Raw genomic sequence first — 789 nt, 5'->3', positions numbered from 1 at the left:
ATGTACGACCGGTATATAGCAGGAGGGGCGTTCCCGGTAGATAAAAAAATTAGCCTGGAACCTATAGACGATCTTAAAGCCGACTTTTTCCTGGAAAGAAGGGAATTGGGGATTATCAATGTAGGCGGAAAAGGAAAAGTTACCGTAGATGGCGAGGTTTATAAACTGGGCCATAGGGAAGCACTTTATGTAGGTCGCGGAAACAAAGAAGTAACTTTTGAAGCGGCCGATGGTGAGCAGCCTTATTTTTATTTGAATTCTGCCCCGGCGCACAAGGCTTTCCCAACCAAAAAAGTAACCAGAAAAGAGGCTGAAGTTGTAGAACTTGGGGATGATAAATATTCCAATAAGCGAACTATCAATAAATTATTGGTGAATTCAGTAGTGGAGACCTGCCAGTTACAGATGGGTATGACCGAGTTGAAAGAAGGCAATATCTGGAACACCATGCCGGCGCATACACACTCCCGTAGAATGGAGGTATATTTTTATTTCGACCTTGAAGAAGGGCAAACCATTAGTCATTTTATGGGTCAACCCCATGAGACGCGACATATCTTTATGAAAAATCATCAGGCGGTAATTTCTCCGGAATGGTCCATCCATGCAGGTGCGGGAACTTCCAATTATACGTTTATCTGGGGGATGGCCGGGGAGAATCTGGATTATGGTGATATGGATAAAGTAGCAGTTGACGAATTGAAATAAAGAAATTATGGACTTATTTAAATTAGAAGGAAAAACAGCTTTAGTAACCGGTTGTAAACGCGGAATTGGTTTTGCCATGGC

At 42.6% G+C, this 789-nt stretch carries 1 protein-coding gene; it reads left to right on the top strand.

Going from position 1 to position 789, the window contains the following annotated elements:
• Window positions 1–708, top strand: a 708-nt coding sequence (gene kduI, locus DHD80_RS19835; RefSeq protein ID WP_251743209.1) for a 5-dehydro-4-deoxy-D-glucuronate isomerase, incomplete at its 5' end; no start/stop codon positions are given.
• Window positions 709–789 lie beyond the last annotated feature (81 nt).

This window comes from Gramella sp. AN32 (genome assembly GCF_023718305.1).
In the GTDB taxonomy this organism is placed as follows: Bacteria; Bacteroidota; Bacteroidia; order Flavobacteriales; family Flavobacteriaceae; genus Christiangramia; species Christiangramia antarctica.
The sequence above is the reverse complement of the archived record's forward strand: the minus strand, read 5'-3'. Positions and strand labels throughout refer to the sequence as shown.